This window comes from Halomonas sp. (assembly GCF_029263665.1).
In the GTDB taxonomy this organism is placed as follows: domain Bacteria; phylum Pseudomonadota; class Gammaproteobacteria; order Pseudomonadales; family Halomonadaceae; genus Halomonas.
The window spans coordinates 51,203-73,918 of the sequence record NZ_JAJUFQ010000014.1 but is presented as its reverse complement, the minus strand read 5'-3'; the positions used below and the strand labels follow the sequence as shown (position 1 = coordinate 73,918).

20 protein-coding genes are annotated in these 22,716 nt (G+C 57.0%); 15 read left to right on the top strand and 5 right to left on the bottom strand.

Features of this window, described 5'->3' with window-relative positions; all coding sequences use genetic code 11:
* Positions 1-97 precede the first annotated feature (97 nt).
* Together Q1K07_RS14135 and tilS are read left to right on the top strand one after the other, a co-directional pair.
* Entirely contained in the window at positions 98-1,051 is a 954-nt protein-coding gene (locus tag Q1K07_RS14135; RefSeq protein WP_300312041.1) for an acetyl-CoA carboxylase carboxyltransferase subunit alpha, read from the top strand.
* A 26-nt stretch (positions 1,052-1,077) separates the two neighbouring features.
* Positions 1,078-2,370, top strand: a complete 1,293-nt coding sequence (gene tilS, locus Q1K07_RS14130; RefSeq protein ID WP_300312038.1) for a tRNA lysidine(34) synthetase TilS — start codon at positions 1,078-1,080, stop codon at positions 2,368-2,370.
* A gap of 31 nt (positions 2,371-2,401) precedes the next feature.
* On the opposite strand, the gene ppx is transcribed toward tilS, so the two are convergent.
* On the bottom strand, positions 2,402-3,949 hold the full coding sequence (ppx, locus tag Q1K07_RS14125) for an exopolyphosphatase (protein ID WP_300312035.1): 1,548 nt from the start codon (positions 3,947-3,949) through the stop codon (positions 2,402-2,404).
* 467 nt (positions 3,950-4,416) lie between these two features.
* Between ppx and rho the strand changes: the two genes are divergently transcribed.
* From rho to Q1K07_RS14090, 7 genes are all read left to right on the top strand, one after another.
* Positions 4,417-5,676, top strand: coding sequence for a transcription termination factor Rho (gene rho / locus Q1K07_RS14120; protein ID WP_300312032.1), 1,260 nt, complete (start codon positions 4,417-4,419; stop codon positions 5,674-5,676).
* Positions 5,677-5,857: 181 nt separating this feature from the next.
* The gene (ubiD, locus tag Q1K07_RS14115) at positions 5,858-7,351 is read left to right on the top strand and encodes a 4-hydroxy-3-polyprenylbenzoate decarboxylase (RefSeq protein ID WP_300312029.1); all 1,494 of its coding nucleotides are present in this window, start codon (positions 5,858-5,860) and stop codon (positions 7,349-7,351) included.
* Positions 7,348-8,139, top strand: coding sequence for an FAD-binding oxidoreductase (locus tag Q1K07_RS14110; protein ID WP_300312026.1), 792 nt, complete (start codon positions 7,348-7,350; stop codon positions 8,137-8,139). Before ubiD ends, Q1K07_RS14110 begins: the two co-directional genes overlap by 4 nt.
* 69 nt (positions 8,140-8,208) lie before the next feature.
* Complete coding sequence (gene folM, locus Q1K07_RS14105) at positions 8,209-8,922, top strand: dihydromonapterin reductase (protein WP_300312023.1); 714 nt, start codon at positions 8,209-8,211, stop codon at positions 8,920-8,922.
* A gap of 192 nt (positions 8,923-9,114) precedes the next feature.
* A complete protein-coding gene (locus tag Q1K07_RS14100; RefSeq protein ID WP_300312020.1) occupies positions 9,115-9,273 on the top strand; it encodes a hypothetical protein in 159 nt (52 codons plus the stop codon).
* Positions 9,274-9,417: 144 nt separating this feature from the next.
* Positions 9,418-9,576, top strand: coding sequence for a hypothetical protein (locus Q1K07_RS14095; protein ID WP_300312018.1), 159 nt, complete (start codon positions 9,418-9,420; stop codon positions 9,574-9,576).
* Positions 9,577-9,687: 111 nt separating this feature from the next.
* Complete coding sequence (locus Q1K07_RS14090; RefSeq protein ID WP_300312015.1) at positions 9,688-10,695, top strand: 3-deoxy-7-phosphoheptulonate synthase; 1,008 nt, start codon at positions 9,688-9,690, stop codon at positions 10,693-10,695.
* A 1-nt stretch (position 10,696) separates the two neighbouring features.
* Here the strand turns inward: Q1K07_RS14090 and Q1K07_RS14085 are convergent, their stop codons facing one another.
* Positions 10,697-11,347 (bottom strand): lysozyme-like domain containing protein, encoded by a 651-nt coding sequence (locus Q1K07_RS14085; RefSeq protein WP_366945079.1) that lies wholly within the window; start codon positions 11,345-11,347, stop codon positions 10,697-10,699.
* A 168-nt stretch (positions 11,348-11,515) separates the two neighbouring features.
* On the opposite strand from Q1K07_RS14085, the gene Q1K07_RS14080 reads away from it, so the two are divergent.
* Entirely contained in the window at positions 11,516-13,639 is a 2,124-nt protein-coding gene (locus tag Q1K07_RS14080; RefSeq protein ID WP_300312012.1) for a PhoX family phosphatase, read from the top strand.
* A 114-nt stretch (positions 13,640-13,753) separates the two neighbouring features.
* Here the strand turns inward: Q1K07_RS14080 and Q1K07_RS14075 are convergent, their stop codons facing one another.
* Positions 13,754-14,701 carry a LysR family transcriptional regulator gene (locus Q1K07_RS14075; protein WP_300312009.1) on the bottom strand — a complete coding sequence of 316 codons (948 nt, stop codon included), beginning with the start codon at positions 14,699-14,701 and terminating at the stop codon, positions 13,754-13,756.
* A 180-nt stretch (positions 14,702-14,881) separates the two neighbouring features.
* Between Q1K07_RS14075 and Q1K07_RS14070 the strand changes: the two genes are divergently transcribed.
* The 3 genes from Q1K07_RS14070 to Q1K07_RS14060 all read left to right on the top strand — a co-directional run bounded on the left by Q1K07_RS14070 (position 14,882) and on the right by Q1K07_RS14060 (position 17,613).
* Positions 14,882-16,123, top strand: a complete 1,242-nt coding sequence (locus Q1K07_RS14070) for a sodium:solute symporter family protein (RefSeq protein WP_366945078.1) — start codon at positions 14,882-14,884, stop codon at positions 16,121-16,123.
* Between the two features lie 13 nt (positions 16,124-16,136).
* Positions 16,137-16,271 carry a hypothetical protein gene (locus Q1K07_RS14065; protein WP_300312006.1) on the top strand — a complete coding sequence of 45 codons (135 nt, stop codon included), beginning with the start codon at positions 16,137-16,139 and terminating at the stop codon, positions 16,269-16,271.
* A 70-nt stretch (positions 16,272-16,341) separates the two neighbouring features.
* Positions 16,342-17,613 (top strand): FAD-dependent oxidoreductase, encoded by a 1,272-nt coding sequence (locus tag Q1K07_RS14060; RefSeq protein ID WP_300312003.1) that lies wholly within the window; start codon positions 16,342-16,344, stop codon positions 17,611-17,613.
* A gap of 133 nt (positions 17,614-17,746) precedes the next feature.
* Here the strand turns inward: Q1K07_RS14060 and ppk1 are convergent, their stop codons facing one another.
* Both ppk1 and hemB read right to left on the bottom strand, forming a co-directional pair.
* Complete coding sequence (gene ppk1 / locus Q1K07_RS14055) at positions 17,747-19,978, bottom strand: polyphosphate kinase 1 (protein WP_300312000.1); 2,232 nt, start codon at positions 19,976-19,978, stop codon at positions 17,747-17,749.
* Positions 19,979-20,072: 94 nt separating this feature from the next.
* Positions 20,073-21,086 (bottom strand): porphobilinogen synthase, encoded by a 1,014-nt coding sequence (hemB, locus tag Q1K07_RS14050; RefSeq protein ID WP_300311997.1) that lies wholly within the window; start codon positions 21,084-21,086, stop codon positions 20,073-20,075.
* Between the two features lie 251 nt (positions 21,087-21,337).
* Between hemB and elbB the strand changes: the two genes are divergently transcribed.
* The gene (gene elbB, locus Q1K07_RS14045; protein ID WP_300311994.1) at positions 21,338-22,003 is read left to right on the top strand and encodes an isoprenoid biosynthesis glyoxalase ElbB; all 666 of its coding nucleotides are present in this window, start codon (positions 21,338-21,340) and stop codon (positions 22,001-22,003) included.
* Between the two features lie 186 nt (positions 22,004-22,189).
* Positions 22,190-22,630 carry a YtoQ family protein gene (locus Q1K07_RS14040; protein ID WP_300311991.1) on the top strand — a complete coding sequence of 147 codons (441 nt, stop codon included), beginning with the start codon at positions 22,190-22,192 and terminating at the stop codon, positions 22,628-22,630.
* Positions 22,631-22,716 lie beyond the last annotated feature (86 nt).

The following is a 22,716-nucleotide window of genomic DNA, read 5'->3' as shown; positions in this document are numbered from 1 at the left end:
CCCTGTCAGGGTGCGATAATGCACCCCAATTTATTTTTGCCATGGGTAGACATCCGATTCGTCATGTCTGCCTTTCGATGACTACAAGGCGTTGCCCATGAATCCCAATTACCTCGATTTCGAACAGCCCATCGCCGAATTGCAGGCCAAGATTGAAGAGCTGCGCCTGGTCGGCAACGATAGCCAGGTCAATCTCAGTGACGAGATTTCCCGGCTCGAGGAAAAAAGTCGCAAGCTTACCGAATCGATCTTCAAGGATCTGTCTGCCTGGCAGGTCTCCCAGGTGTCGCGCCATCCTCAACGCCCCTATACACTGGATTATCTGGCACACGTCTTTACCGACTTCGATGAGCTTCATGGTGATCGTGAGTTTGCCGATGATGCCGCCATTGTTGGTGGTGTAGCACGTTTCAATGAGCGTCCGGTGATGGTGATTGGCCACCAGAAGGGACGTGACGTGAAGGAAAAAGTGCGTCGCAACTTCGGTATGCCGCGTCCGGAAGGCTATCGCAAGGCCGTCCGCCTGATGGAAATGGCCGAGCGTTTCAAGATGCCGGTACTGACTTTCATTGACACTCCTGGAGCCTATCCGGGTATCGATGCAGAAGAGCGTGGCCAGAGTGAGGCGATTGCCTACAATTTGGCAGTGATGTCTCGGCTCAAGACCCCGATTGTCTCCACTGTCGTGGGTGAGGGCGGCTCTGGCGGTGCCTTGGCCATCGGGGTCTGCGATGAGTTGCTGATGCTTGAATACTCCACTTACTCGGTCATCTCCCCCGAGGGTTGTGCTTCCATCCTGTGGAAGAGCGCCGAGCGTGCATCCGACGCCGCCCAGGCCATGGGGATCACCGCGTCACGCCTCAAGGAGCTGGGTTTCGTCGATACCTTGATCAAGGAGCCCCTGGGGGGCGCTCATCGCTATCCCGAAGAAGCGGCCCGTAGGGTACGAGACGCCATCAGTGAAAGTCTGGACCGTCTCCAGGCCATGGATACCGACGCCCTGCTCGAGCGCCGCTATGAGCGCCTGATGAGCTACGGTGCTCCGGCTTGAGCTGCTGAGCCGCCGAGAGGCAGAACATGAGCCTTTCATCGCATATTGAACGCGCCCTGGTGGCTTTGCCGCCGGGGCGCGCTGTTTGGATCGCGCTATCCGGAGGGCTGGACTCTTCATTGCTGCTTAGCCTGGCGGCCAGTGCTTGCCGGCGCCACCGGCGTCCGTTATATGCCTTGCATGTCAATCATGGGCTGCAGGCGGCGGCTGGTGATTTCGAGTCGCATTGCCGTTGGCTGTGTTCGTACCTTGAAGTACCGCTCTTCATCGAGTCCGTGAGTGTCGACTTGAGCAGTAGCGAAGGTCTGGAAGGTGCTGCGCGTCGGGCCCGCTACTCAGCATTCGCGCGACGGCTCAGCCAGGGAGATGTGTTATGGCTGGCTCAGCATCGCGATGATCAGGCCGAGACTTTCCTGCTCGCAGCATTACGTCGTTCCGGTGTGACCGGGCTGGCTTCCATGCCATATCAGCGTGATATTGCGGGTGTCACTCTCCAACGCCCACTACTCGATGTCTCTCGTGCCGAGTTGGAAACTGCCGCTCGGGAAATCGGCCTGACCTGGGTCGAAGATCCTACCAATGCAGAGCTCGAACAGGACCGTAACTACCTCCGGCACAAGGTAATGCCATTGCTTGGCGAGCGTTGGCCTGGAGCCAGCGCTGCGTTGGCCTCGACAGCGGGGTTGGCCGGAGAGGCTCATGGGTTGCTCAACGAGTTTGCTGAGGAGGATCTGACTCGCCTTGGCGGAATGCCTGAGCGGTTGCCTGTCGACATGTTGGCATCCCTGTCATTGCCGCGTCAGCGTTTACTCGTACGCCACTGTGCGAGCCGACTCGGCTTGCCGTCTCCACCAGCGGCTCGCCTCGAGAGTCTGTTGGCGCAGTTGAAAGCTCGCGACGATGCGCAAGTTCATGTTGGCTGGCCGGGGGGCGAAGCGCGGCGCTGGCGCGGAGCGCTATGGTTGATGGCAGCAGATCCGCAGTTCTTCGACCAGGAAGTTGAGTGGAATGGCCAGTGTCCCCTGGAAACGCCATGGGGGCCGTGTGAGGTGCGCTTGCAGCACCAGCATGACGACGTTTCTGTGGCCTTGATCGTGCGCCCTCGACAGGGGGGAGAGCGACTATGTCTGCCCGGGAGAGGAAGGCGCGATCTCAAGCGCCTGCTTCAGGAAGAAGATGTGCCGCCCTGGCGGCGCCGGGCGATCGCGGTGGTATGGTGTGGCGGTGAAAGCGTTGCGGCCCTCGATCTTGTCGAAGGCCGCTGGTTGGCTGTCGCAGTGGATTGGGTAGCTTTCTCTGGCCAAAGGGAAAGAGGCTGAAGAACCGGCCTACTGCGAGTCAAAAGAAGGCTCAGGCTTCGATCTTCTCTGGCTCCAGCACCAGGCCAAAGTTTGTCTGCTCCATGTACTGCACTTCCTGCTCCAGATCAGTGTTCAGCAGGCCTGGGTCATCGCTGTAAGGAATGGCCAAGTGCAGAGTTTCTCCATTGGCACTGAGCTTCGGAATCTCTGGTGGCTGTTCGGGGCGTGAATGATTGAGTAACACCGCCAGGCGTAGCAACCGGGCCAGGCGTTGGTACGAGATCTGTTCCGAGGCTGGCAGTGCCTGCCACTCCTTGATGGGGAACTTGCGTCGGTGAGCGCGCACCAGAAACGAGAGCAGGCGCTGCTCCGGTCGCGAAAAGCCTGACAAATCGGAATGTTCCAGCAGGTAGGCGCCATGGCGATGAAACTGACTATGCGAGATAGCCTGGCCAATTTCATGCATCCAGCATGCCCAGTCCAGGAAGCGCGCCTGATCATCGTCAAGCTCCCAATCATCGCGAACTTGTTGCCATAGTGCCTTGGCGGTGGCGGCGACATTGTCTGCCTGTCGCGTATCGACATTGTAGCTACGCGCCAGTGATTCGAGACTTTTTAGACGTGAATCTTCTGGGCTGTTCCGTCCAGCCATGTCATACAGCACACCCTCGCGCAGTGCGCCATCGGCGAAGCGCATTTCTTCCAGGTCGAATGCTTCGAATACGGCACCGAGGATGGCAATCCCAGCAGGAAATACCCGTGCACGATCAGGCTTGAGCCCATCCATGGCGACCTTGCTCAGCAGCTTGCACTTGATCAGACGCTTGCGCAGCTTGGCGAGTCCTTCCCGAGTGATCACACCCTCCGTGGCATCCCCACTGGCGGCCAGAACGGCAGCAGCAGCCTTGATGGTGCCGCTGGAACCCACCGGATCCTGCCAGCCGAGGCGTGTGTAAGGGCGGCGGATACTGGCCAGTTCGGAAAGGGCGGCCAGCTCTGCCTGGCGCATGCGTTTTTCACTGATCTCGCCGCTATCGAAGAAACGCTGGGTGTAGGTGACACATCCCATGCGCAGGCTTTCCAGCGCCATGGGCTCAAAGTGTTCGCCGATGATGAACTCCGTAGAGCCGCCGCCGATATCGACAATCAGGCGTCGACCTGTTTCAGCCAGAGCGTGAGCCGCACCAAGGTAAATCAGGCGGGCTTCTTCACGGCCGGCAATGATCTCGATGCGGGTACCGAGCAGAGCCTCGGCACGTTCTATGAAAATCTGGCTGTTATCGGCATCGCGCAGGGCGTTGGTGCCGACCACACGCATGCGCGAAGCAGGAATATCTTCAAGGAAAGGAGCGAAGCGAGCCAGGCAGTCCAGTGCTCGGGTCATGGCTTCCTCGCTGAGCAGGCCATCATCGTCGAGACCAGCAGCCAGTTGCACTTTCTCCCCGAGCCGTGCAACGACCTGCAGGCGGTCATCCTGATAATTGGCGACCAGCAGGTGGAAGCTGTTGGATCCAAGGTCAATGGCAGCGAAACGAGTGAGGTCGGAATCGCCAGGAGACTCACGTAAGGCGCTGAGCGTATCCAGGGGCTGGGTCATGGTGGGTCCTTCACTTGATATGGCGTTAGGTTGCGACTGCCTCCCGCGGATGTCAATCTTACCGCGCTCAGGGACTTGCGTTCCTCCTCACTGTTGTCTAGTATCGTGTCATTCGCCTGTTGCGGATGTGTTTTCCGGTCTTGCTGCCTCCGCTGCGAGACCATCCCAAGTCGTCAGACAGCCCACGTTGTGATGAAAAGAGCATCACGTCAGCTCCGCTGAAGGTTTCGGCCACGCGATGCTGATAATAGGCGGTAGAGTCTGCTCCCAAGTCCAGACGCTGGCTCGGATCTCCTCCATCTACATGTAGACGGGAGTCCCCGGCCCATGACTATATCTTTGAAGCCGTCTGAGAGAGCGGCCTCCGGGCTCTGAACGCACTCAAGTGGCGTCGTTTTCGCCCCTCACTATCCTTTATCGCGACGGCGCCATGCCGCCCGGCTTCCACGAGTAATTTCTGAACTCTGATGAACCTGACCGAACTCAAGCAAAAGCCCGTACCGGAGCTTCTCGATATCGCACGTGAGATGGGTATCGACAACCTGGCACGGTCCCGCAAGCAAGACATCATCTTTGCCATTCTCAAGAAACACGCCAAGAGCGGCGAAGATATCTTCGGCGACGGTGTTCTTGAAATCCTCCAGGATGGTTTCGGATTTCTGCGCAGCGCGGATAGTTCCTACCTCGCCGGGCCAGACGATATCTATGTGTCGCCCTCGCAGATTCGCCGTTTCAATCTGCGCAAGGGGGATACCATTTCCGGCAAGATCCGGCCGCCGAAAGAGGGCGAACGTTATTTCGCTCTGCTCAAGGTCAGCCAGATCAACCTGGATCGACCGGAAAATGCCAAGCACAAGATCCTGTTTGAAAACCTTACCCCGCTATTCCCTCAAGAGCGTCTGCGCATGGAGATCGGCAACGGCTCCACGGAAGACCTCACCGCTCGCATCATCGATCTCACTGCACCTATCGGCAAAGGCCAGCGTGGCCTGATCGTCTCGCCGCCCAAGGCAGGTAAGACGCTGATGCTGCAGAACATCGCGACCTCCATTACCCGTAATAATCCCGAGTGTCAGTTGATCGTCCTGTTGATCGACGAGCGCCCGGAGGAAGTGACCGAGATGTCACGCACGGTACGAGGTGAAGTGGTGGCTTCCACCTTTGATGAGCCTCCGGCCCGTCATGTTCAGGTGGCCGAGATGGTTATCGAGAAGGCCAAGCGTCTGGTGGAGCACAAGAAGGATGTCGTCATCCTGCTTGATTCCATCACTCGTCTGGCGCGTGCTTACAACACCGTGGTGCCGTCATCCGGCAAAGTGCTCACCGGTGGTGTCGACGCCCATGCGCTGGAAAAACCCAAGCGTTTCTTCGGTGCCGCCCGTAACATCGAAGAAGGTGGCAGCCTGACCATCATTGCCACCGCTCTGGTCGATACTGGCTCCAAGATGGACGAGGTGATCTTCGAGGAGTTCAAGGGGACCGGCAACATGGAAGCCCACCTGGATCGCCGCCTGGCGGAACGTCGTGTCTATCCCGCCATCAACATCAGACGCTCTGGTACTCGTCGCGAGGACCTGATTGCCTCCGAGGATGAAATGCAGCGCATGTGGATCCTGCGCAAGCTGCTCAATCCAATGGATGACACTGCTGCGACAGAGTTCCTGATCGATCGTCTGAAGGATACCAAGACGAATCTTGAGTTCTTCGAAGCCATGAAGCGCCGCTGAGTGACGGGAATGCCTTGAGGAGGGTAACTCCAGGCATGTGATACAAGCAGGTTGCTTCAAGCAACAACCTCCTGGAGCCGAATCTCGAGGAGGTTGTTTTGTTTCGAAGCATACAGCTTACGGCTTATGGCCCAGGCCGTGATATGCTGCCCTTTTCGAGTATTGGAAGCGAGAAAATCGCATGAAGTATCGTGACTTGCGTGAGTTCATCGCTGTTCTGGAAGAGGCTGGTGAGCTCAAGCGGGTGACAGCTGAAGTGGATCCCTATCTCGAGATCACCGAGATTTGCGATCGCACTTTGCGCGCTGGCGGCCCTGCCTTGCTGTTCGAGAACGTGAAAGGCTCGAAGATGCCGTTGCTTGGCAACCTGTTTGGCACACCCCACCGGGTTGCTTTGGGGATGGGGCAGGATTCTGTGGATGCCCTGCGGGAGGTCGGTGAACTGCTGGCCTTCCTCAAGGAGCCTGAACCCCCCAAAGGCTTGCGTGATGCTTGGGAAAAGCTGCCTATCTTCAAGCAAGTGATGAGCATGAGCCCCAAGACCGTGCGCTCGGCCCCGGTGCAAGCTCTGGTCTATGAAGATGATGAGGTCGATCTCGATCGCCTGCCGATTCAGCACTGCTGGCCGGGTGATGCTGCGCCTCTGGTGACCTGGCCTCTGGTGGTAACCAAGGGACCCGGCAAGTCACGCCAGAACCTCGGTATCTATCGTCAGCAGAAGTTGTCGAAAAACCGCCTGATCATGCGCTGGCTGTCTCATCGTGGCGGCGCTCTGGATTACCAGGAGTTTCGCAAGCTTCATCCCGATGAACCTTTCCCCGTGGCAGTCGCGTTGGGTGCCGATCCGGCGACCATTCTCGGTGCTGTGACACCGGTACCCGATACGCTGTCCGAGTATGCTTTTGCCGGCCTGTTGCGTGGATCGCGTACCGAGCTGGTCAAGTGCGGGCATGCGGATCTGCAGGTGCCGGCTTCGGCGGAAATCATTCTCGAAGGCTTCATTTATCCTGATGACACGGCGCCGGAAGGCCCCTACGGTGATCACACGGGATATTACAACGAAGTCGAGACGTTTCCGGTATTTACCGTCACGCGCATGACCATGCGTGAAAATGCCATTTATCACTCTACCTATACCGGTCGCCCTCCTGATGAGCCTGCGATTCTGGGGCTGGCGCTGAACGAAGTCTTCGTGCCTATCCTGCGTCGCCAATTCCCGGAGATTCAGGACTTCTACCTTCCTCCGGAAGGCTGCTCCTACCGCATGGCCGTGGTGACCATGAAGAAACAATACCCCGGCCATGCCAAGCGCGTGATGATGGGAGTGTGGAGCTTTCTACGCCAGTTCATGTACACCAAGTTTGTGGTGGTCGTCGACGATGATATCGATGCGCGCAATTGGCAGGATGTGATCTGGGCAATCACCACCCGTATGGACCCGGCTCGCGATACTGTTCTGGTGGATAACACACCTATCGATTACCTGGATTTCGCCTCTCCGGTGGCAGGGCTGGGTTCCAAGATGGGACTCGATGCGACCAATAAATGGCCTGGTGAGACTGACCGTGAGTGGGGAGAGCCCATTGTCATGGATGAATCCGTCAAGACACGAGTCAGCCAGCGCTGGAATGATCTAGGCATTCCTCTCCCTGATACAGACAAGAGGTCGACATGACGGCACGGACTCTGACCTGCCAAGTCCTTGAGGTCTCGGACCTTACCCCTGATGTATTCCGCGTGCTGCTGGAAGGGCGTGCGGAAGCCATGGCCCATGCTCCAGGACAATACCTGGAAATGCGTCTCGATGAGGGCACTTGGGTGCCTTTTTCCATTGCCAGTCGTCATGCTGGAGATGGCCTGCTGGAATTGCATATCCAGCATTGGCCTGAGCGTTCCAACTCGGCCTTGCTGCGTCGAATGCTGGTAGTGGCTGAGCATCTCGAGGTGCGTCTTCCCAGTGGCGATTGCGTACTTGATGTCGAAAGCCAACGTCCATTGCTGCTGATTGCTGCAGGCACCGGGTTCGCCCAGATGAAGGCCATTATCGAGGAAGTGCATCATGTGACGCCTGAGCGCCCGGTCTCATTGTGGTGGGCGGCCAAGGATCGTCGAGATCTCTATGCTGAAACCATGGTGAGAGAGTGGGTTCGTGGTGCCGACAACCTGGTGTTCCATGGTGTCTGCGAGACAGGGTTCGAAGAAGGCTTTGCAGAGGATAGGGTGGTTGGCCACCATGGACGAATCGATATTGCGCTTGCCGAGGCCTTGAGCGACGTTTCTGCGGAGGACGTCTATCTGTCCGGCTCTCCTGGAATGGTATATGCCTGTCTGGATGTGTTGGCACCCCTGGGGCTTGATGAAGCACGAGTATTTTCCGATGTGTTCTCCTATGCGCCACGTGCTCCCTTGATATCAGCCAGTTGCGCAGGCAAGGCTGTACAGGAAGGCCAGAAGCAGGATTAGATCCAGGAAAAAGTTGGCTGGCAATGGCCATGAAAGCAGGGGAACAACCCTGAGCGAGGGACGGTAACGATGAGTGCTTCTCCGATTCTGATCACCGGTGGTGCCCAGCGCCTTGGACGTCATTGTGCAGAGCGTCTGGTCGATGATGGTCACCAGGTCATCATCAGCTATCGCCACGAGCGAGAAGCGCTTGATGATATGCGCAAGCGCGGTATCGTGACGCTACAGGCGGATTTTTCCAGTGAAGCGGGAATACTCGACTTCATCGCCCGGCTGAAGACCCAGACTTCATCACTGCGAGCTATCGTCCACAATGCCAGCGACTGGGCTCCGGACAGCCGAGATGAGGATGCGGGTGCCATCTTCGAGCGTCTGTTCCGGGTGCACATGCAGGCACCCTACCTGATCAATCTGCATGCCCGGGAGCTGCTCGATGCCTGTGCCGAGCCTCAGCGTGACATTATCCACATGACCGATTACGTGGTGCAGAAGGGCTCAAGAAAGCATGCTGCCTATGCTGCGACCAAGGCGGGTCTGGACAACCTGACCCTATCGTTTGCTGCGCTGTATGCACCTTCCATTCAGGTCAATGCCATTGCTCCGGCCTTGATCATGCTCAATCCTGGTGATGATGAAGAATATGCTGCCAAGGCCAGGAGCAAGTCAGCGATGCAGATGGTGCCTGGTCCTGGGGTGATCTATCAGAGCCTGCGCTATCTGCTTGATAATCGTTACGTGACGGGCACGACGTTGGCGGTGGATGGTGGCCGCCACTTGCAATGATTCCTGTACGGCAAGAGTGTGCGTAGATCATTCACCATGATAAGGGCACACTGCTCTGCTGATGGAAATGTCGTGATAGGCGGCAAAGTCATGATAGATGGCAACGCCATGATGGAAGGCAACGCCATGAGAATAGGGGCTTGCCATTTTCCGCTGCACCCGGCAGGATAAAAAGCACTCAAGGAGATTTTCATGCCCGATACCATTCATCAACACCGCGTTTCTACCACCTTCATGGGTGGTGCTGGCGCTGGTCGTAATGATAGGGCAGTGTCTGGGTATTGGCAGGGGTATTTCTGGTATTGGTTTAGTACCGGAGTGCCGGCTGCCTGTCCCGATCGCAAAGATTGATCGGACGAATGAAATAACAGGTCAGCAAGGCGCTCCCTTCCCAGGGCCGCCTTCCACAAGAACCCCCGGACGGCAGCCCCGCCCGGGGGTTCTTGTTTTGATCATTGGAAAAATAACGCATTATCGTCATCAGGAGATCGTGTCATGACCGCATACCGTCACTTCGCCAGCCAGGTCTTTTACGACTATTACTCCGGCTATGGCTGGCGATTTAGTGGCACGCGGTCGGCTCATCAGGCCACCTCCGACCGTGGCGCCCAGGGTGGTCACAAGCTATCACGATGTCATCAATGCCGGAGTTGAACCCACATGAACGCTGCCGCTCAACTTGATACTGCTGCCTCTGTCACAAACGCTGTCACTTCGTCTCATCCATCGTTGTCTGATACGTCTTTGGCCCAGGAAACCACATCCATGGCGTTACCCACACCTGCCGAACTGCGGGGTGATCTGCCCTTGAGCGCCACTTTGCGTGATCGTGTCGAGGCCCAGCGCCAGGAAATTCAGGATATTCTCGCCGGCCATGATGACCGTCTGCTGGTGGTAGTCGGTCCCTGTTCCATTCATGACCCGCAAGCGGCCATGGAATATGCCCAACGTCTCAAGTCTCTCGCCGACAGCGTGCGGGACCGCCTCTTGCTGGTGATGCGAGTGTATGTGGAGAAACCGCGGACGACGGTCGGTTGGAAGGGCATGGCCTACGATCCAGGGTTGAATGGTACGGGGGATATACGCCGAGGCCTGGAAGTATCGCGCAAGCTGATGCGCGATATCGTCGAACTGGGGTTGCCGGTGGCGACGGAAATCCTGCAGCCGATGATCACTTCCTACCTCGATGACCTGTTGGCATGGGTGGCCATCGGTGCACGTACTACAGAATCCCAGCTGCATCGTGAGTTGGCCAGCGGCCTGGAAGCGGTCGTCGGCTTCAAGAATGCGACCAACGGTGATGTTCAGGTCGCCCTGGATGCCATGCAGTCTGCCGCTCATCCTCATCAACACTTTGCCATTGGCAGCGATGGGCGGCCGATGATGAAGATCACCCAAGGCAACCCGCATACCCATCTGGTGTTGCGCGGTGGGCATGGTCAACCCAATTATGATGCCGACTCTGTTGCCGCGGCTCGCCGGGCCATCACCAGTGCGGGCCTGGCTCCACGGTTGATGGTGGATTGCAGCCATGCCAATGCGCGCAAGGATCACCGTCGTCAGAGCGAAGTCCTGCTTGATGTTCTCAGTCAGCGTGTGGCAGGGAACACCTCATTGGTGGGAGTGATGCTGGAGAGCCATCTGCACGAAGGCAAGCAACCATTGCAGCCGGGAAAGCTGCGTTATGGGGTCTCCGTCACCGACGCCTGCATCGGTTGGGAGACCACCGAGCATCTGTTGAACCTGGCTGCAGAGCGCTTGAGCCAAGCCTGAATCAAGCCTTGCAGAAGGGGCCGAATTCAAAGAAACCATCGCACTGGAATTCGGCCTCGCACGATGACAATTGAGCGCGGTATCGGGAAGCCGTGGCAGAGACCTCCCGAGCTACTCTCTGAACCGCCGGCTTGTTACGGTAGCTGCCGCGCTGATACCCCCCCTGTCCTTCATGGTAGGCCAGATACAGGTGCTCCGGGTTACTCAGCGACACCCCGGTCATGCGCTGGGTGCGGGCGTTGTACCAACCGATGAAGTCTGTGGCATCCTGCATGTCGGAGCGGCTGGCGAAGACGCCGCCGACTTCGTCTTCATACTCATCCCATACAGGATCCTGTGCCTGAGGGTAACCATAGGCAGAGGATGGGCGTTTCCAGGGAATGAAACCCCACAGCTTGGTGCGTGGCGGCCGGATATGGCTCTGGTAGGAAGATTCACGCTTGATGAAGGCCATCTGAGTCCAGATGGGGGTCCCCCACTTGTCGTAGGAATCGCGAGCATCATCGTACCAGTCGGGCTGTTCGCGGAAGACTTCGCACAGATTATCCTGGTGAGAGGGGGGAGCTGGAGAGAAGGCCGCACAGCCGCTCAATCCAAGCACCAGCATGATGGCAAATCCTCTCTTCCCTGAGGTGATAACACTGTTCGACACCACCGCTCCCTCCTTGTCCAAATGATGCTCCAGTATGCCGATATGCCGATGACAACGCACTGAATGATGCCAGGCGCGCGTCATGCAATTGTCACTTTTCCGCTGTAGCCTCGCCGATCGGACCTGTGGGACATCCCCCCTGCAAGACTGGCCTCTGAGGTAAGGATAATGAGCAAGGAAATCGAAAATCATCACCTGTTTAACTCCAGCACCAACGAACCATTCTCCTCCGTCCTCGAGCGCCATGTGTCGCGCCGTGCTGTGATGAAGGGTGGCCTTGGCATGGCAGCCTTGAGCATGCTTGGAGGCTTCGGACTGTCTGCCTTTGCCAACGAAAAGAACAATGGCATGGCCAAGAAACCCCTGACCCTGGCGTTTGAATCTGTTGCTGGCTCGCGCACGGATGCTGTGGTTGTTCCCAAAGGCTATACCGCACAGGTGTTGATTCCCTGGGCGACACCGCTGAATGACAGTGCACCGGAATGGGCCGACGACCTGGCCATGACGCCCGAGATCCAGGCCAATAGCGTCGGCATGCACCATGATGGCATGTACGGCTTTGCTCTGGAGTCGTCCACTGAGTCCAGCCGCTTCGTGCTGGCGCTCAACAATGAATATATCGATGAGAACGCACTCTGGGCTCCGCAGGGTGGCCCGACCAATATGGCGGAAGGCAAGCGCCCGGCTGACGAAGTACGCACCGAGATCAACGCCCAGGGCATCACACTGGTCGAACTGAAGAAAGCGGAAGATGGTAGCTGGAACCACGTCCAGGGCTCGCCCTTCAACAAGCGTTACACCAGTGCAACGACCATGACGCTATCTGGTCCGGTTGCTGGCAGCGATTACGTCAAGACCCTGTTTTCTCCTGATGGTACCCAGGCACGCGGTACCAACAACAACTGTGCCAATGGCTATACCCCATGGGGAACGTATCTGACCTGTGAGGAGAATTGGCCGGAATACTTCGTCAAGGATGAAGGTCGTGAGCGTGACGATGATCGCCTTGGTGTGGCGACAGGGCGTGGTCGTTATGGTTGGGAAACCGCCATGGGCGATGCCAGCGAGCAGGATGGCGAGTTTGCACGTTTCAACGCCACCCCGAATGCCGATGATGCCAGTGGTGACTATCGCAACGAGCCGCGTACCTTTGGCTATATCGTCGAAATCGACCCTTATACCGGAGCTCAGGCGGTCAAGCGAACCGCACTGGGACGTTTCCGCCATGAAGGTTGCTGGCCTGGCAAGCTGGTCGCCGGCGAGCCGCTGGTGTTCTACACTGGCCACGATTCACGCAACGAGTACATCTACAAATTCGTCACTGATGCGGCCTGGGACCCAGCGGATGCCAACACCCCGGGAGCCGAGGGCGATCGTCTGGCCATCGGTGCCAAGTATCTGGACAAGGGCACGCTGTATGTCGCGCGCTTCAACGATGATGGCAGCGGTGAATGGTTGCCGCTGACACCGGACACCCAGACCAAGGACGGCAAAACCCTGGCGGAAGCACTTGAGCTGGAAGCGGACGACCTGGCCGGCATCATCGTCAATACTTGTGATGCGGCAGACCTGTTGGGAGCCACTCCGATGGACCGCCCGGAATGGGGCGCGGTGGACCCGACTTCCGGAGAGGTCTTCATGACCCTGACCAATAACTCCAAGCGCACCGAGGAAGGTTCTGATCCGACCTACAATCAGGGTGATGACATCCAGGAGCCAGGTACCGGTTTTGCTTCTGCACCGATCAATGCCCCCAATCCCCGTGCCAACAACGAAGGTGGACAGATCATCCGCTGGCGTGAAGGTGACAGCACAGACTTCCAATGGGAAGTGTTCGTCTTCGGTGCGGCTGCCGCCGACACTGACAACCTGTCTGGCTTGACGGAAGCCAACCAGTTTGCCAGCCCGGATGGCCTGTGCTACGACGAGCGAGGCGAGGGCCAGGGCATCCTGTGGATCGAGACGGACAACGGCTATGCCGGAGTCGCTGATCACACCAACGATCAGGTGCTGGCCGTGGTTCCCGCTGCGCTGGAGAAGAGTGACGGGAGCGCAGCGGTGGTATCTGCCGACAACCAGGAACTGCTCAAGCGCTTCTTCGTTGGTCCGAATGGCTGTGAAGTGACCGGCATCTACTTCACACCGGACAAGACCGCCATGTTCGTCAACATTCAGCATCCGGCCAACTGGCCTTCTGGCAGCGATGCCACCGCGGTGACCTCTGGCACCGTGCGTCCGCGGGCATCCACCGTGGTCATCCAGAAGGAAGATGGCGGTCAGATCGGTCTGTAATACGCTGATGACTCATTCATGAGTGGCAAGAAATGCCCCGAAGCGAGCTTCGGGGCATTTTTATTTGTTGCGTACTATCGAGCGGAAGGATCGATACTTCGCTGTAATAGCTCGTCATGGGCCGGCAGAAGTGCGAGCACCGAACTGTTGTGAATGCCGCTGGCACGCTTCAATGCTGGCATGCAGATAGGGCAGAAACCCCTGGCACTGCCTAGATGGTGAATGGTAGCGCGATGTCACCACTGCAATATCGAGATCAATCGATGGCTCAAAGGGCACTACAGTGATTCTACTGTCTCGGCGTGTCATGAATTGCTCTGCCGTCAGGGCATCGACGAGAGTGTGGCCAATCCCTTGGTTGGAAAGTCCGATGGCCGACGGAAACAGGTGTGTTGAGACCACGACATGCACATTCACTCCTGCCGCGCGCATGACATTGCGCAGCTTGATGGTGCTCTGATGATGTTCGTCGAGACAGATGAATGGCAGTCCATTCAAGTCTTCAGCGGTGACTGTTTCATGACCGATGAGAGGACTATTCTCGGGCAGTACAAGATAGAGCCGTATACCATAGCGGGTAACATCGAGTGCATGCATGTCATCCTGAATCTCGATCACACCGACATCAAACTGTCCTTCGGACACTGCATCTCGAATGTGCAGTGAGCTGAAGGTTTGCAGGGACAACTGACTATCAGGATAGTCGCTAAGATAGTCAGCCATGATCCGAGGCATGACACTCAGCGACATGCCTGGCTTGCAGCCAACCAGTAGCTTACCGGCTCGCCCCTGACGTAGCCCGTCACTGAGTTCTCCGAGGTGCTTGAGTGAGGTGAGCACACGCTCCACCCCTTCCGCCAGATATTCGGCTTCGAGCGTCAGCTCGGTGCCATAGTGATTACGCCGGAAGAGCAGAAAGCCGACCTCCTGCTCGAGATTGGCGATGGCAGCACTTACTGCCGGTTGGCTCAATTCGAGACGGCGGGCCGCCTTTGTGAGGCTGCCGGCACGCACGACTTCCTGAAAGATCTGCAGTTGACGCAGGTGGTGGCGAATCTTCATCAGTGATACGTATAGATTGAATTTATAAATACATAAATATGTCTAAGTTGTGTTTATGTCCAGAGAAAATGATCCTGAAGGCACCCAATAATGTCTACAAAGAGGGTACCGCAATGCATCCTTTCGACCTCCTGGGTCTTGTCACGTATTTCATCATCCTGATTCTTGTAGGATATCGCAGTGCTAAAAGAGTCTCCGGTAGCGCTGACTTTGCTGTCGCTGGCAATCGAATTATCTGGCCAGTATTGTTTGCCACGCTGGCGGCCTCCTTTCTTGGTGGCGGAGCCTCGATGGGGCAAGCGTTATGCCAATGCACATACAGTTGGCGACATCATGGCCCACCATTTTGGGCCAACTGCACGCCTGGCAACCGGTGTGTTTTCAGTGGTTTTCTGTATTGGGATTCTTGGTGCTCAGGCGCTTGCCGTAGGGACTGTCTTTCATGCCATCGTGGGTATTGATACGGCTACTGGCATTATCATTGGCATGGGAGTGGTACTGCTCTATTCGACCATTGGCGGCATGTGGGCAGTGATCCAGACGGACGTTATCCAGTTCCTGATGCTGGCAGTGTTCCTGCCGCTTACGATGATGATCGGGGTACATCAGGTTGGAGGCACAGAAGCGCTTGTAGCTGCGCTGCCGGAGACGCACTTTTCCATCATGGGCAACTACTCGGTGAGTGCCTTCGCTAGCATTTTCCTGGCTTTCCTGCTTGGTGAAACACTGGTACCGCCTTATACCCAACGGGCGCTATCCGCTCCTGATGCCCGTCATGCACGCATCGGGTATACCGTCGCAGGTGGTTTTGGCTTGGTATTTTACTTTATCAGCGCCACGATCGGGCTGGTTGCCGTCCTGCAGTATCCTGGCATTATCCCTGACTTTGCAGTGCCTACGCTGATTCGTGATGCCCTGCCTGTCGGCTTGACGGGATTGGTGCTGGCATCACTGCTTGCCGTGGTGATGTCGACAGCCGACTCCTACCTGAATTCGGCGGCGGTCAGTTTCGTCAGTGATATTTACAAGCCTTTCATCAACCCGAATGTCAGCGACCGCAAAAAGCTGTGGATTGAACGTGTGGTCAATCTGCTGATTGGCATCGGTGCTGTCATCTTTGCTCTGTACGCCACCTCAATCGTTGATGCGCTATTGCTTAGTTATACGCTCTGGGCTCCGACTATCCTGGTGCCGTTCGTACTGGCTGTGATGCTGGATCTACGTTGTTCTCGCTCTGCCGTCGCCGCCATGCTGGCTGGTGCCATCGTGACCGGGTTCTGGGAGTGGGGGCCTTTCGCTGTGCAGGACATGACAGGCATCAGCAGTCTGGTCGCTGGTGTATTGGCCAATATCGGTGTTTTCGTTTCGGTTTACTGCCTGTGTCGGCGTGTGCCGGGCAGTTCAGTGAATACACAAGCTTGAGGAGGGTATCACCATGGGACTCTATAGCTTCAGCATCTATGCCGCTTCCCTGATCAGTCTGCTTGCTGCTGTCGGGGTCGGTATTGCTTCCTGGCGCTTCTATTGTCGCAGTGGAGCAATTTCTGCAGATGGCCCGAAACCTGGTTGAGGCACTAGCCTTGCGAGTGTTGAAAGCCTGATGCGCATTTCCCTTCTGGTCATCAAACAAGGAAGCAGTCATGGCATCCATCGCTGTCATCGGGGCTGGCATCATTGGTCTTGCAAGCTGTCGAGCACTAAGGGCAAAAGGCCTTGAGGTAACGCTTATCGACCGGCAAGCGCCAGGTGAAGGAGCATCGTATGGCAATGCCGGCTTGATAGCCGGTTATGCCAACAGCCCTCTGGCAAGCTGGCAGACACTGAAGCAGTTGCCGGGGCAGATCTTCAATAATACGCCATCCATCAGCATCGATCCGCGTTATACCTTGTCAATGGCGGGGTTTTCCGTACGCTTCATGCGGGCTGCGACAGCGTCAAGGTTCCAGCGCCATTATCGGGATCTCAATGTGTTGCTGGAGCACGCTGTCGAAGCCCAGCACGAGTTGCTTGATAGTCTCGATGAGCCTTCTCTGTGGAGTGATAGTGGCTGCCTGCAGGTGATTCGCAGTGATACCAGGATGGCAGCTCGGTTGTCTGAAATGGCAAACAGCAAGCAGGCTGAAGGAATCCGTTGTGAGGCCTTGGGCGCTGCTGATGTACAGGCTCTGGAGCCGGAGCTGAATGATGCTGGTCTGCTGGGTGGGCTTTACTTTCCTGGCAGCCGCTTTCTGCGGGATCCGCAAGCGGTATGCCAGCGCTTGTGGACACAGCTGGCAAGGCAGGGCGTCCAGCGTATCAACGACCATGTTGAACACCTGCGTCCACGGCAAGGTGGTGGGTGGCTGCTGGAGCATGGACAGGAGACAACCCGCTTCGATGCGGTGGTGCTGTGTGCAGGGCTTGCCAACAATCGCTTGCTCGAGTCACTTGGTATAGTGCTGCCTGTCATCAGTGAACGCGGATATCACCTTGCATTGTCAACATCGCTTGAATTAGTGCGTCCAGTTGGCTGGCTGGCACATCACTTCTATGCAACCCCGATGGCCAATGGTGTGCGTCTGGCGGGTACCACAGAGTTCTGTGCTCCGAAACAGGTACCAGATACTCGACGCTGGCATCATCTGAAGAATTGGGGAGAGGAATTGTTCGGGCGCGTACTGATGCCCTCCAGCCAATGGTTAGGAGTGAGACATTCGAGTCCGGATGGCCTGCCGGTGGTCGGACATGTGTCAGGCATGCCGGGGTTGTGTCTAGCCTATGGACATGGCCATCTGGGCGTCACTCTTTCGGCGCTGACCGGAGAGCTTGTTGCTGCCACGGTAGCAGGGGAGGCACTCCCCGGCTTTGCGGCCGCACTGGCTCCATCACGTTTTCTCAAGGGTGTCGGCAAGAAAGACATCATCACACGCTAATGCGAGTTCTCGTCAGTGTGAAGCCTAGACTCCTCATCATGCGAGAGTCTGTCGTATGCCACGGGTATAGAAACACGACAGGTACCTGAGTGTTTTCCGAGGGGCCTGTGGTGCTGTCTATCTGGACCTTGAGTCAGGCTCGGGCAGCGTAAGCGTAGAGCATGGTTTCCTGGGCACTGATCGGGTCGGAATCACCTGGTTCTTGCTTGGTGTAACTGCCGTCGCTCTGCAGCAACCAGGATTGGCAATTGTCGACCAGATAGGTTTCCAGGTCCTTGCGTACCCGGGCAGCAATCTTCTTGTCCAGCAGCGGGAAGCAAGTTTCGACACGGTGGAACATGTTGCGCGCCATGAAGTCGGCGCTGGAGCACCAGGTTTCCAGGTCACCGTCATTATGGAAATGAAAGACCCGGGTATGCTCGAGGAAACGACCGACAATGGAACGTACGCGGATGTTCTCCGAGATATCCGGCAGGCCAGGGCGCAGGCAGCACATGCCGCGGATGATCAGGTCGCACTCCACACCGGCCTGGGAGGCACGGTACAAGGCTCGAATCAGCTTGGGCTCGGTCAAGGAATTGCACTTGATGATGATATGGGCACGCTTGCCCTTGCGAGCCAGGTCGGCTTCCCGGTCGATCATTGCCACCATGCGGTCGTGCAAGGTGAAGGGAGCATGCAACAGAAGCTCGATCTCACGGGCCCGGCCCATGCCAGACAACTGCTGGAAGACCTTGTGCACATCAGAGCACAGCTTGGGATTGGCCGTCAGCAGGCTGTAGTCGGTGTACAGCTTGGCGGTCTTGGAATGGTAATTACCGGTGCCCAGATGCGCATAATGGCGTAACTGGCCTTTCTCGCGCCTTACGATATGCATCATCTTGGCGTGAGTCTTGTAGGCCATGACGCCGTATATGACGATGGCCCCCGCCTCCTGGAGACGCGATGCCAGTGCTAGGTTGTCAGCCTCATCGAAGCGTGCGCGCAGTTCGATGACAACGGTGACTTCCTTGCCATTACTGGCAGCTTCCACCAGTGCATTGACAATGGGTGAGTCGGCACCGGTGCGGTACAGCGTCTGCTTGATGGCCAGCACGTCTGGGTCGCGGGCCGCTTCACGCAAGAGTTCCTCGACCGGGGAAAAGGCCTGGAAAGGATGGTGGAGAAGAATATCGCCTTCCTGCATGGCCTGCAGCAGGCTATCCGACTTCTTGGCTGTCTTGGGCAGGCCTGGCGTGAAGGACCGATACATCAGGTCTGGGCGGTCAAGATCTCCCAGCATGGACATCATGCGAGTCAGGTTGACGGGGCCCTGGACGCGATACAGGTCATTGGGTACAAGCTGGAACTGCTTGATCAGGAAGTCGGAGAGTTCTTCCGGGCAATTATCGGCCACTTCCAGGCGTACACCACTGCCGTAGCGTCGGGCCAACAGTTCGCCGCGCAAGGCTGAAGCCAGATCGGAGACTTCTTCTGGATCTACCGTCATGTCGGCATTGCGGGTGACCCGGAACTGATAGCATCCTTTGACTTTCATGCCGGGAAACACTTCGTCGGCATGCGCATGAATCATCGATGACAGGAACACGTATTCGACGAAGCCTTCTTCGCACAGCTCCTGGGGGAGCGCGATCAAGCGTGGCAGTGAGCGAGGTGCGGGCAAGATGGCCAGGCCGCCTTCGCGGCCAAAGGCATCCTTGCCTTCCAGCGCGACGATGAAGTTGAGGCTCTTGTTGACCAGGCGCGGGAACGGGTGTGATGGGTCCAGGCCGATGGGGCTGACTACTGGCACGATTTCCCTGACGAAGTAATCATGAACCCAGGCTCGCTGCTCCTTGGTCCAGTGGCCACGACGACGGAAGCGAATACCTTGAGCTTCCATGGCCGGGATCAGCGTGTCATTGAGAATGTGGTACTGGCGTTCGACCTGTTCGTGGGCGATGCGTGAAACTTCTTCGAGTACGGATTGAGGGCGGCGGCCGTCGGCGCCAGTGGTGTCATCTCCCATGGCGATCTGGCTTTTCAGTCCAGCAACGCGAATCTCGAAGAACTCATCCATGTTCGAAGAAAAGATCAGCAGGAACATCAGGCGGTTGAGCAGAGGATGCGCTTCATCCAGGGCCTGTTCGAGCACACGGATGTTGAACTGCAGATGCGAAAGCTCACGGTTGAAGTAAAGACTTGGATCGCTGAGGTCCGTTTCCTGGTCGATAGGGCCCTTGGGGCGGATGCCGGTACGGGTGTGATTGAGCCGGGGAGCGGGAGCATCCACCGAACTGTCAGGAGTGGTGCTTACTGTGCCAATGGTGCTGTCAGGCTTGTTCTGGACAGCGGATTCGGAGGAGCGGTCCTGGGCATCTTCCATGGTCTTACCTCGTCAGTTGCAGATAATGGAAGGGCGCCATCCCTCCCCGGAGCGCCGCACATGCATTGACTGAAGCGGCGGTCACGGTGCTGATCTACTGCGCCAGCAGGCGCGCAGCACGTTTGGCAAAATATGTCAGCACGCCGTCGGCGCCAGCGCGCTTGAAGCACATCAGTGACTCGAGAATGGTACTGTTTGCATCCAGCCAGCCGTTGTCGAAGGCAGCCATGTGCATGGCATACTCACCACTGACCTGATAGGCGAAAGTCGGTACCTGCAGCTCGTCTTTCACGCGGCGCACCACATCCAGGTAAGGCATCCCCGGCTTGATCATCACCATGTCGGCGCCTTCCGCAATATCCATGGCGACTTCCTGCAGTGCTTCGTCACCATTGGCAGGGTCCATCTGATATGTCGACTTGTCGGCCTTGCCCAGATTGCCTGCTGACCCCACGGCATCCCGGAAGGGGCCGTAGTAGCAAGAGGCATATTTGGCGCTGTATGCCATGATTCGTGTGTTGTGCAGGCCTTCCTGTTCCAGCACCTGGCGGATGGCTCCAATGCGCCCATCCATCATATCTGAAGGAGCGACCACATCGGCGCCAGCTTCAGCGTGGGATAGCGCCTGCTTGATCAGTGTTTCCACGGTACGGTCGTTGGTGACATAACCCGTATCATCGAGAATGCCATCCTGGCCGTGGCGGGTATAAGGATCCAGAGCCACATCAGTGATGATGCCAAGCTCGGGCACTGCGCTCTTGAGCGCGCGAACAGCACGTTGTACCAGACCGGAAGCGTTATAGGCTTCTTCCGCCAATTCGCTTTTCCTGTCGCTGTTGACCACAGGGAACAGTGCGATGGCCGGGATCCCCAGCTCATGGGCCTCTCGGGCTTCCTCCATCAGCACATCAAGCGACATACGCTCAACGCCCGGCATGGATGGCACCGTTTCCCGCTGATTCTCACCTTCAAGGATGAAGACCGGCCAGATCAGATCGGCGGGTGTCAGGGTGTGTTCGCGCATCAGGCGACGAGAGAAATCGTCGCGACGCATGCGCCGGAGGCGCGTATTCGGAAACTGGCGGGGAATGATGACACTCAAGTTCATGCTCCATAAGGATAAAAGTATTCCGCCACAGGTAATTTTGGTGACGTTATATGACAGTGGCGTGACAACTAATGAGTATATTCCTTGTATTTGCCTGTCCGAAAGACAAGGGGGAGAAAGCAAACGGAGGAAGACAGTTGTCGCCCTTCGGGGGACTCTCTAGAGTAGAGGCTGTTTTGCCCGCGTCGTATGCTGGGGCGGACGAGCGTCGTCCTGGTGTACTGTCGCTGCATCCATCCAAGGAGAGAGACATGAGTAAAAAGGTTGCCATCGTTCTGGCGGGAAGCGGAGTACAGGATGGCTCGGAGATCTATGAGACGACTCTGACCTTGCTGCGTCTGGATCAACTTGGCATCAAGTATCGCTGCTTTGCCCCGGATATTCCTCAGCATGAGGTCGTTGACCATTGGCGTGGGGAAGCTACCAGCGAAACCCGTAATGTGCTGGTAGAAGCTGCACGTGTGGCTCGTGGTGAAATTTCTCCTCTTGATGAGCTGTCGGCTTCCGACTTTGATGCGGTTATCGTGCCCGGCGGTTTTGGTGTGGCCAAGAATCTGTCCGATTTCGCTGAAGCTGGCTCGCAGATGGTCATCAATGAAGTGCTGCGCGAGGTGCTGAGCGAGTTCCATGACGCACGCAAGCCGATTGGCCTGATCTGCATTGCCCCTGTTCTGGTACCGCGCCTGTTCGGAGCTGGCATTGCCGTGACCATTGGTAACGATCCTGCGGTGGCAGGTGCCATCAGTGCCATGGGAGGACTGCATCGTACCTGTCCGGTAGATGACATTGTCGTCGATTTCGAGCATCGCATCGTGACGACACCGGCTTATATGGTCGCCAACAGTATCAGTGAGGCTGCCGAAGGTATCTTCAAGCTGGTCGAGCGTATCAGTGAGATGGCCGATATCAAGATGTAAGGGGGGCTTGGATGGTTGGAGCCCGGCCATGTGCCGGGCTCTTTTGTCTGCACGATCACACGACAGCCACCACTTCCTGCATCTGCATTGCGATGCTGCGGTATTCATTGTGGTCCAATATTTGTATACAAAAAAGGCTGGCGTAAAATGTCACGTCATCCAGACCCTGACAATGAGGAGAGATCAATGAGCTTCCACGTTTACCTTTCAGGCGAGATCCATTCTGACTGGCGTGAAGAAATTCGTCGTGGTGCCGAGGCGGCAGGCCTCGATGTGATATTTACTTCCCCGGTGACAGACCATGATGCCAGTGATGCTGCCGGAGACCATCTAGGTGAAGAGCTTCAAGGCTTCTGGCGCGATCAGCGCTCGTCCAGGGTCAATTCCATCCGGACGCGTACCTTGATTGAGCAGAGTGACATGGTGGTGGTGCGTTTCGGTGACAAGTACAAGCAATGGAATGCGGCGTTTGACGCCGGCTATTGCGCTGCGCTGGGTAAACCCTATGTGACCCTGCACGACGAGGATATCGTGCACCCGCTCAAGGAGGTCGATGCGGAGGCGCAGGCTTGGGCGAAGACACCGGCACAGGTTGTGCAGATCCTGCAATACGTCCTGCGCGCCTGACCCTGCACAAAAGCTAAAAGTGTACCGGTAGGAAAAAGCGCACTGCCAGGTAAAAACGCCATCGCCGCCTCATGGGGCGGCGATGG